Below are 8,893 nucleotides of genomic sequence, written 5' to 3'. Positions count from 1 at the left end.
TAGTGGTCTTCGCAGCCGGGGCCCCTCGGCCCGCCGCCGGTCCGAAGGGGATCTGCCCAGCTCAGGGCCCTAAGAGGGGGATAAATGGGGCACCCGCGAGGACTACTATGCCAGCTCGTATGTGACCTGGGCCCTATGGGGCGAGTCACCTCCAGGGCCCCCGAATCTCACCGAATGTCATCGGTTGTACCCGTATGAGAGGCCGGCCGGAGGCCGGAACGACCTCGCAAACAAAGGGCACAGCCAGGTCCGGGGCCAGATGCCGAAGGGACCAGGCCGAGGCGGGCAGCCGAGGCAGGACCCGGTCGTGCCGGATCATCGCCAGTCGAAGACAGGACCTGCACATACTCGCAGCCGGAGACCGAGCGGCTGCTGACCGAGCGCGCGCGTCGAGCTCGGGAGGTGACCGAGGGGCCGGCGACGCCGGCCGCGGTCACGGCCGAGATCCGCAAGACCCACATACGGTTCGGTGCCGTTCCCAGGGGCGACGGGGTGTACCGGATCATCGTGCCCGCCGAAGGGCCGGCCGAGGGCCGCGCGACCATGCCGACGTTCGAGGAGTTCAAGCAGCGCCTGCGGGAGCTCGCCGGCACCGACTTCGGAGTGCACCCGCCCCGCCGGGTCTCCCGGGTCGGGGACGCCAGCCGGCAGACCGAGCGCTACCGGGTCGGCAGGGTGCTGCCGGCCGGCGACGCGGCGCACATCCACCCGCCGACCGCCGGGCAGGGCCTCGGCCTCGGCCTCCAGGACGCGTTCAACCTCGGCTGGAAGCCGGCCGCCGAGGTGGCCGGTGACGAACAGCAGGACCTGCTCGGCCACCTGCGCAGGTGGTTCGGCTCCGCCACCGACTGAGCCCAGCGGCACGGCCCGTGCACGATCCTGCCGCCGCAGGCTCCGCCGGAGCCTGCGGCAGGAGCTGTCGGGTGGTGTCTGCCGATCTCGTGGAGGGTTCACACCGGACCTTCGCCGGTCAGCCGATGAAGGACTCGGGGCCGAAGCGGCCCCACGCGACGAAACCGGCCAGGACGACATAGACCAGGTCCACCACCATGACCGTGGTCTCGTGACGCCGGATGCGCGTGACCGTCGCACCGATCATCAGCAGCACCAGACCGAGCGCAGCCACCGGCACCAGCACCGGCGCGATGTCGAGCACGGCGGGCAGGACCAGCCCTATGGCAGCCAGCACCTCCAGGGCTCCGATGGCCTTGACTGCGCCGCCGCTGAAGTCCTCGACCCATCTCGCGCTCGCCCCACTGGCGGCTATCTTCTCCTTCGGAGTGATCACCTTGAAGCCGCCACCGAGCAGGTAGGCGGCGGCGAGCAGTCCGGTAACGATCCACAGAGCGAGGTTCATTTTCTCAGTCCTTGCATGGTCGTGAGGACTTCGGCTGCGGACGCCGAGGGGACGACCGGAGCCATGTGAGAGACCGGGCCGGCGAAGACGTTCAACCGCGCGTTCACGATGCGTTCCTTTGCCATGGTGGTCTGTTGACCTCTAGGACAGAACGCCCCTGCGAGCTGTGACAGATGCTGCTGTGACGTGGCTCTCTCCGCTGAGGGGCCGACGCGCCGATGAGTGGGGGACGGCGAGGGAAGACGTGCTCCCTCAGCCGCTCACCGGGCGCAGCCGGCCCGGCCCCTCTGCGGACCAGGATCAGTCCCACTGCTCATCGGCGAGTGAGGTGACCGGCTGGGGCTTGCCTATGACGGCCAGTGCGATGAAGAAGTTGATCTGGCCGATCGCGATCGTGAGCGTCGCGAGCGCCTTCTCGTCGTAGTGCTTCGCCACCTCCGCGTACAGCTCGTCGGAGACCCGCTCCCTGCCGTGCGGGGCGGGCTGGAGGGTGGCCTCCACCAAGGCGAGGGCGGCCCGTTCGGCTTCCGTGAAGTACGGGGCGTCCTGCCAGGAGGACACAGCGGTGATGCGCTCCTCGGATACCCCGGCCTTGCGCAGGAAACCCGTGTTCAGGATCGTCAGGTAGGTGTTGCCCACGATCTGCCCTGCCCGCAGGTGCACCAGGCTCATCGTGGTACGGGGGACCGAGCGGTTACCGGTGGCGCGGAACAGGGCGGCGCTGATGTCGCTCAGCTCGGGCACGAACTCGCCCGGGTTGGGCATCCGCGAGATGGAGGCGGGGTTCGTCATGGCTGCTGCTCTCCTTGGTGTCGGCCGCCTGGTCGGCGTCTTCACAGCACTGACGGACCGGCACGCGCAGACGTGACAGGAATCCGGAAGTTCTTTCGCTCGACGATCCGGGGCGCTCGGCTCTCTACTCTCCGACGGCTCCGTCGATCGCTTCGCGCAGCAGGTCGGCGTGGCCGTTGTGACGCGCGTACTCCTCGATCATGTGGGTGATGACGTAGCGGAGCGTGATGGTCTCGCCGCGGAAGTCGACGGTGTCGTCGAGGGAGTCGAAAGAGGTGACGACGGCGCGGGCGCGGGCACACTCCTCGCGCCAGACCTCGAACGCCTCGCCGACGTCGGCGTCCTCGACCCGGAACTCGGCGAACGTGCCGTCGACCTCGCCGGGCCAAGGCGGCTTGACGTCCTCGGCGTTCAGGACAGTGCGGAACCAGCCCCGCTCGACCGAGGCCGCATGCCGCACCAGGCCGAGGAGCGTGAGTCCCGAGGTCGGGATCGCCTTCCGCTTCAGCTGCTCGCCGGTCAGACCTGCGCACTTCACGGCCAGGGTCGCCCGTTGGTAGTCCAGGAACGAAGTGAGTGACGCACGGTCGTCAGCCACCTTCGAGGGGGATATGCGCTCGTCATCGTTCACCGGGCGATCATGGCAAGGATCCGTCCGTCAGGCCACCCCGGGTCCGACGAACGGACACGACGTCCACCTGCCCCACCGAAGCCGGGGCCGGAGACTGCGCCGCCAGCCGGAGACTCATCCCGTACGTCCCCGTACGGCTGGGAGACCGGTGCGGCGGGGCAGCAGCAGAGGGGTTGCCAGCAGGAGCACGCCGGCCAGGCCAATGGCCGTACGCGGACCCAGGAGGACGCCCAGCACGCCCCAGAGTGCCGTCAGCAGCGCGATCGAGGCCTTGGTCGTCACCGCCCGGGCGGACAGCGTTCGGGCGGCCCGGTCGGTCGGGGTGCGCTCGAGGCGGTAGGTGGCGTAGACGGGGTTGAAGACCCCGCAACAGAAGACGAGTCCGAGCTCGACACCCATCACCAGCAGCAAGCCTGCGGTGCCCGGCCCGAGGAAGACCAGGCCGACGGGCCAGAGCGCGCGCAGCGCTCCGGCCACGACCAGGACCTGGTGTTGCCCGAAGCGGATGACGAGCGGTCGGGCCAGCCGAGATCCGAGCAGCCCGCCGATCGAGGGCACGGCGAAGGCGAGGCCGTATTGCCACGGCGCGAACCCGAGGGGGCCGAGCATCAGGATGGCCAGGAGCGGCTGGGTGGCCATGACCAGGCCGTTGAACAAGGCGGTGTTGAAGAACAGCGGACGCAGCGTCACGTCGGCGAGGATGTACCGCCAACCGTCGAAAAGGTCCCCGGCTCGCATGCGCGCGGCCTCCCGGCGCTCGGGCGGCGGCTCGTGTCCGCCCATCGCGCGGATGCCCAGGGCCGAGAGCAGAAAGCTGACCGCGTCGGCGGCCACCGTCGCCACCGGACCGAGGATCCCGATCGCCACCCCGCCCAGCGGCGGTCCGATGATGGTGGTCGTCCAGGTCGTGGACTCGAACCGGGTGTTGGCGACGAGCAGGTCGTCGGCCGGCAGCAGTGCCTTCAGGTACGCGCCGGAGGCGGCGCGGAAGGTGATGTCGGCCGCCGCGACGACGACCGAGACCAGCAGGAGCTGGAGAAGGGTGAGCACGCCGAGTGCGAACGCGGCGGGGATCGTCAGCAGCGCCGCGCACCGCACCAGGTCCATCGTGATCAGCATCGTGCGCTTGCGGCGGAACTCCACCCACGGACCGAGCGGCACCGCGACGGCCGCGCCCACCGCGGCCCCCAGGGAGGAGAGCGCCGCGACCTCGGCCGGTCCGGCGTGCAGCACCTGGATGGCGATCAGCGGGAACGCGCCGAAGGCGAGCCACGTGCCGAGGGCGCTGGTTCCGTACGCTCCCCAGAGCCACCCGAACCGCCGCCCCAGCCGATGACCGTGCAGGCGTCCGTGTACGCGGCCCGGCCGGTGCCCGCTCCTCATGCCCGACTCCCCTCGCCGCTCACGGCACAACCGTTCCGCGATCAGCAGCATCAAAGCGAGGGCTTCACCAGGGGTCAAACAACCACAGGACGGTCTGACCACAACCAATGGTTGTACCCCCTAGGGTGGTCGACATGGACCTCGACACCGTCCGGACCTTCGTCGCCGCCACCGACGCGGGGCAGTTCCAGCAGGCCGCCGCCGAGCTGGCGGTCACCCAGCAGGCCGTCTCGAAGCGCATCGCCGCGCTGGAGCGCAACCTCGGCGTGCGACTGTTCACCCGCACCGCGCGCGGCGCCGAGCTCACCATCGACGGGCAGGCGTTCCTGCCCCACGCGCGCGAGCTGCTGCGCGTCGCCGAGCGCGCGGTCGCGTCCGTTCGCCCCGGCCGCCGACCGCTGCGCGTCGACGTGATCGCCTCGCGGGTCGCCCCGTCGGGCCTGATGCGCGGTTTCCACCGCGCACACCCCGAGATCGACCTCGACGTGGTGATGCTGTTCGACATCGAGACGGCCGTCGCCGCCCTCCGGTCCGGTGCGGTCGACGCATCCTTCCGCGCCGTCGCCGTGCCCGGCCGGCCCCTTCCCGAGGACATCGAGACCGTCCGGGTGCTCGACGAGCCGCTCCAACTCCTCACCGGCCCCGCCCACGCGCTGGCGGGCGCCCGGTCGGTGCAGCTCGCTCGGCTCGCCGGGCACCGGATCTGGATGCCCGGCGTCGTCGCCGGTACCGAGTGGGCCGCGTACTACGACGACCTCGTCACCGAATTCGGCCTCACCATCGAGGCGACCGGCCCCGACTTCGGCTCCGACGCGCTCCTCGACACCATCGCCGACACCCCGGCCCTGGCCACCTTCATGGGCGAGCAGACCCGGCTCGTCTGGCCCGCCGGCCACGGCCTGCGCCGCATCCACGTGACCGACCCGACGCCCGTCTACCCGCACTCGCTCCTCTGGCACCGCGACAACCCCCACCCAGCGCTGGCCACCCTCCGCGCCCACCTCGCCGCCACGGTGGCCGGCCGGGACGCCGCCGGGACCTGGACGCCGGACTGGGTGATCCCGCGCTGAACGCCGCTTGCCGTCCTTCAGTCGCCGTTCCGGCCGGGGGTCTTCACGGGGGCCGCGCCGGGACGGGTCCACTGCGGAACGGGACGGCTGGTCGGTCCCCAGGTGGCGACGCCGTCGGCGTCCGAGCGCCAGTACCAGCACGCCTGCCCGCCCTCGGACGGATACCCCTCGCGGACATTGCCGAGCACGGGCCGGCCGGCGGGGTTGTCCTCCCACGCTTCGCCGCGGCCGTAGGGCGTCATGTCGAGCAGGCCGAACGACCCGTTGGCCGACTCGTTGCCACGGCCCGTCGTGGAGTACGTGAGGAACACGCGGTCCCCGTCGCGCAGGAAACAGGTGAGGTGCCCCATTGCGCCGCCGACCGGTGCCTCCACGCCCCGCACCGAATACCAGGGCTGGGTGTAGCCCATGAACTCGACGTAGGGAGCCACCTCGTCCCACGGTCCCGAGGTCAGGACGGCGAACGAGACGCCGCGGGTGTTGAGGTAGACGGCGTCCTTCACGTGCCAGGCGACGGTGGTACAGCCCTCGCACTGCCCCTGGTGCGGCGCGCCGTCGCGCCACATGTGCTTGTAGACCACGAGCTCCTCGCGGCCCTGGAACAGGTCGAGGAACGGGACCGGCCCGTCGGCGCCGGTGACCTCGACCGCGCCGTCGAACTCGACCATCGGCAGCCTCCGCCGGGCCGCGGCGATCGCGTCGCCCTCACGGGTGTGCGCCTTCTCCCGGACCAGCAACTCCTCGCGCGCCGCCTGCCAGGCGGCCAGGTCGACGACCGGCGGCCTGCCGGGGAGACTGCTGCTCGCGTTGCCGGGCGTGGTCGTCATGGTGTCCTCCGTGGTGTCTCGTACGTACCGGGTAGGCAGCGTCGTACGCCGTCCCACGAAGCTCACCAGAACTCTCGTTCTTCAGTCCCTCGGATCCGTGCCGTCAGCCCCACTTTTCGGAGTCGCCCGCATCGAGCGGCCGGGCGGCCGGGTCCCGTACGAGATCGACGGGCTGTCGTTTCCCGCCGGCTCGGCGGGGAGTCCTGTGCCGCGGTCGTCGCCGTCGCCTTCACCGGGCAACGCCCGGGTCAGGGCATCTCGTCGGGATCGCAGCTCGCCCGGCGCCCGATCGTGCGCAGGGCCCGCATCAATGCTTCGGAGTCCCGTTCGCGCACGACGTGGACGGCTCCTTCGACGGCGAGGCCCGACAGTACCCGGGGCGCGCGGGCGGCGGCCGTCCGCAGCACCACCCCGCTCGGCGGGTCCAGGGCCCGTACCCCGCGGTACACGCGGAGGATCTCCGGGGCCGCGTCGAGGCTGTCGATCCCGGCGGGCAGGGCCAGGACGGTGATGTCGGGCCGCAGGACGCGGGCGTGCGCGAGCGCTACCACGGGGTCGTGGGCATGCGAGACGACCTGGAAGTGCGGGTTGCGCTGGATACCCGAGAAGCGCCTGTTACAGGTGCCTGAACCCGTTCGGCGCAGGGAACGCAAGATGGTGTGAACGGTCCGTCCTCGTGGCCGAGACCTTCCTGTTCGGACACCGCACCTGCTGTCCCCGTCCGAGCGCCCCGTTCGCGTCAACTGGAGCTTGACGCTTGCCCCCCACAAGGGAGAGTTACGGACATGTCCGCATTTGGAAACACGTACCCCAGGTTGTGGCGGTTAGCAGAGATGCGGGACAGAGTGTGACTCACCGGCAGGACGCCGGGAACCGTACGGACTCCGCGCGGCCGGCAAGAGGCCGGGCGGGGCTGACTGTTCAAGGAGCCATCTGCATGTCTGCTTCCCTCGCCACCCGCCGCTTCCTCTCCGCGGCTCTGGCCGCCGGCGCCCTGGTCGGCGCGGCCGCCATCCCGGCAGCTGCCCACGACGACGACCGGCGCGGCCACCGTGACCGCTCCTCGATCGTCATCGGCGACGTCCAGACCGAGAGCCACGGCCGCGGCAACCGTGCCCTGAACCGCGAATGGGTCGAGGTGAAGAACACCGGCCGCCGCCCGGTGAACCTGCGCGGCTTCACCCTCACCGACCGCGACGGCAACCGCTACCGCTTCCGCCACCTCCGCCTGGACGGCCACTCCAGCGTCAGGGTCCACACCGGCAACGGACGCGACACCGAGTACGACGTCTACCAGGACAGCCGCCACCAGATCTGGAACGAGCGCGACACCGCCACCCTCCGCGACGACCGCGGCCGCGTCATCGACACCGAGTCCTGGGGCCGCCGCGGACACCACGACGGCCACCGCCGCTAACCCAGGACGGCAGCCCCGCCATCGGGGTCGCTGAACTGCCGGTCACCGGCAACGGCGTGCCGCCGCAACCAGCCGCGGCACGCCGGCGCGTCAGTGCCCGTCCCGTGGTTGTGCGGGGGCCTGCAGCGGCGGCAGGTTACGGACCTGCCGGTCGTAGTCGTCCAGCAGCCGGCGCAGCTGCTCGAGGGATTCCGCCGGCATCTCCGGAGGCGCGGACTTCGTGACGTAGCGGGCCGCTGCGACCAGGGCCGCCAGTTCGTACACGTGGAACGTGCCCCGGAGCACCGTCGGGCGCACGCGCTCCAGCTCCATCTCAGCCCTGGGACCGTACGTACTCGACGACCTGGGCCAGTTCGGAGGCGAACTGGTCGTAGTCCTCCTGCATGCCGTTGATGTACGCGCTCCAGCCCAGGCTGGCCTTCGCGTAGTGGACGGCCTCCTGGATCTCCTCGTCGGTCGCACCGAAGAGCTTGGCGGCCTCCGCGTGGAACAGACTGCAATAGCGGCACTTGGTCTCGGCGTGCAGACCGGCGCCGATCAGTTCCTTGTACTTGTTCGGTATCAGCGTCTCGCCGAGCTCGATCCTCTTGAAGATCTCCCACTCGGGACCGAGCAGCTCCGTCGGGATGCTCTGGAAGAAGTGCGGGACCAGCCCCAGGGTCTGCTTGATGTCGGCCTCGATCTCGCCGCGGTTCACGGTGACAGCCATGACGGCTCCCTCCTCACGGAGGCGCCGCACGCAAGACCCGGGCCCCGCTCGTGCTGGTCACGGGGTGGGAAGGGCACCGAGTCTCATCACGGCACGCGCGGGCCCTCAGTTCCACTCAAGCACGGCACCGCCAAACCGCCACCCGGGCCCGTCGTCCGTCCCGCGTTCCAGGGCGGCCACCCGAAGTGCGAGACGTGGCGTAATCGCCCCGGCACTTTGCGCAATGACCCTGCCCTCCCCCCGGCCGGAGGGATCTCCAGCAGCTTGCGGGCCCGCGCGGCGTACGAGGTGTCCGGGCAGGCCGTGATGGCGGCGAGCACGTCCCCCGGCCGGCGGCTCGGTGTGCCGGGCCTCCTCGATCGCCGCGAAGCTCTTGCGTTCCGCCTTGCCCGACACCGTGCTCGCGCCGTACGTCAGCCCGAACTCGACCAGCAGGTCCGGCGGCCAGTTCGGCTGGTCCATGGCGTTCCCGGGGTGGAAGTACGGCAGCAGGTCCAGTGCGTGCAGCGCGCGGAGCGGGGCGAGTGCCTCGGGCGGGGCTGTGGTGTTCCGGCCGATCGCGGCGAGCACGGCCAGGCTGGGATCGCCGGCCAGTTCGGTGAGCTGCCGGACGGGAGTGAACTCGTCGGCCGCTGCGGCCGCCCGAACGCACGGTTCGGCGTCGGCCGCACCGACCCGCCGGACCAGCGTCAGCCGGACTTCGACGG

The 8,893-nt window shown here is 70.9% G+C and carries 11 protein-coding genes and 1 pseudogene; 3 read left to right on the top strand and 9 right to left on the bottom strand.

Features of this window, described 5'->3' with window-relative positions; all coding sequences use genetic code 11:
- Positions 1-399 precede the first annotated feature (399 nt).
- Positions 400-813 (top strand): annotated as a pseudogene (locus ACZ7H1_RS20565) (FAD-dependent monooxygenase); the annotation flags it as partial.
- Between the two features lie 157 nt (positions 814-970).
- On the opposite strand, the gene ACZ7H1_RS20560 reads toward ACZ7H1_RS20565, so the two are convergent.
- From ACZ7H1_RS20560 to ACZ7H1_RS20545, 4 genes are all read right to left on the bottom strand, one after another.
- Positions 971-1,357 (bottom strand): DoxX family protein, encoded by a 387-nt coding sequence (locus ACZ7H1_RS20560; RefSeq protein ID WP_470788453.1) that lies wholly within the window; start codon positions 1,355-1,357, stop codon positions 971-973.
- Between the two features lie 300 nt (positions 1,358-1,657).
- Positions 1,658-2,149 carry a carboxymuconolactone decarboxylase family protein gene (locus ACZ7H1_RS20555; RefSeq protein WP_470788452.1) on the bottom strand — a complete coding sequence of 164 codons (492 nt, stop codon included), beginning with the start codon at positions 2,147-2,149 and terminating at the stop codon, positions 1,658-1,660.
- Between the two features lie 124 nt (positions 2,150-2,273).
- Positions 2,274-2,780 (bottom strand): DinB family protein, encoded by a 507-nt coding sequence (locus tag ACZ7H1_RS20550; RefSeq protein WP_470788450.1) that lies wholly within the window; start codon positions 2,778-2,780, stop codon positions 2,274-2,276.
- Positions 2,781-2,894: 114 nt separating this feature from the next.
- Entirely contained in the window at positions 2,895-4,163 is a 1,269-nt protein-coding gene (locus ACZ7H1_RS20545; protein WP_470788449.1) for an MFS transporter, read from the bottom strand.
- Between the two features lie 134 nt (positions 4,164-4,297).
- Here ACZ7H1_RS20545 and ACZ7H1_RS20540 point away from each other — a divergent pair, with 134 nt between their 5' ends.
- Positions 4,298-5,233 (top strand): LysR family transcriptional regulator, encoded by a 936-nt coding sequence (locus ACZ7H1_RS20540; protein ID WP_470788448.1) that lies wholly within the window; start codon positions 4,298-4,300, stop codon positions 5,231-5,233.
- A gap of 17 nt (positions 5,234-5,250) precedes the next feature.
- Here the strand turns inward: ACZ7H1_RS20540 and ACZ7H1_RS20535 are convergent, their stop codons facing one another.
- Positions 5,251-6,060, bottom strand: coding sequence for a DUF899 domain-containing protein (locus ACZ7H1_RS20535; RefSeq protein WP_470788447.1), 810 nt, complete (start codon positions 6,058-6,060; stop codon positions 5,251-5,253).
- Positions 6,061-6,308: 248 nt separating this feature from the next.
- Positions 6,309-6,611, bottom strand: coding sequence for a hypothetical protein (locus ACZ7H1_RS20530; protein WP_470788445.1), 303 nt, complete (start codon positions 6,609-6,611; stop codon positions 6,309-6,311).
- A 386-nt stretch (positions 6,612-6,997) separates the two neighbouring features.
- On the opposite strand from ACZ7H1_RS20530, the gene ACZ7H1_RS20525 reads away from it, so the two are divergent.
- Positions 6,998-7,477, top strand: coding sequence for a lamin tail domain-containing protein (locus tag ACZ7H1_RS20525; RefSeq protein ID WP_470788444.1), 480 nt, complete (start codon positions 6,998-7,000; stop codon positions 7,475-7,477).
- 90 nt (positions 7,478-7,567) lie between these two features.
- On the opposite strand, the gene ACZ7H1_RS20520 is transcribed toward ACZ7H1_RS20525, so the two are convergent.
- The 3 genes from ACZ7H1_RS20520 to ACZ7H1_RS20510 all read right to left on the bottom strand — a co-directional run bounded on the left by ACZ7H1_RS20520 (position 7,568) and on the right by ACZ7H1_RS20510 (position 8,756).
- A complete protein-coding gene (locus tag ACZ7H1_RS20520; RefSeq protein ID WP_470788443.1) occupies positions 7,568-7,774 on the bottom strand; it encodes a hypothetical protein in 207 nt (68 codons plus the stop codon).
- A 16-nt stretch (positions 7,775-7,790) separates the two neighbouring features.
- Entirely contained in the window at positions 7,791-8,186 is a 396-nt protein-coding gene (locus tag ACZ7H1_RS20515) for a carboxymuconolactone decarboxylase family protein (protein ID WP_470788441.1), read from the bottom strand.
- Positions 8,187-8,291: 105 nt separating this feature from the next.
- Positions 8,292-8,756, bottom strand: a complete 465-nt coding sequence (locus tag ACZ7H1_RS20510; protein WP_470788439.1) for a hypothetical protein — start codon at positions 8,754-8,756, stop codon at positions 8,292-8,294.
- Positions 8,757-8,893: the final 137 nt, after the last annotated feature.

Source organism: Streptomyces sp. NPDC037401 (assembly GCF_055602345.1).
The sequence above is the reverse complement of the archived record's forward strand: the minus strand, read 5'-3'. Positions and strand labels throughout refer to the sequence as shown.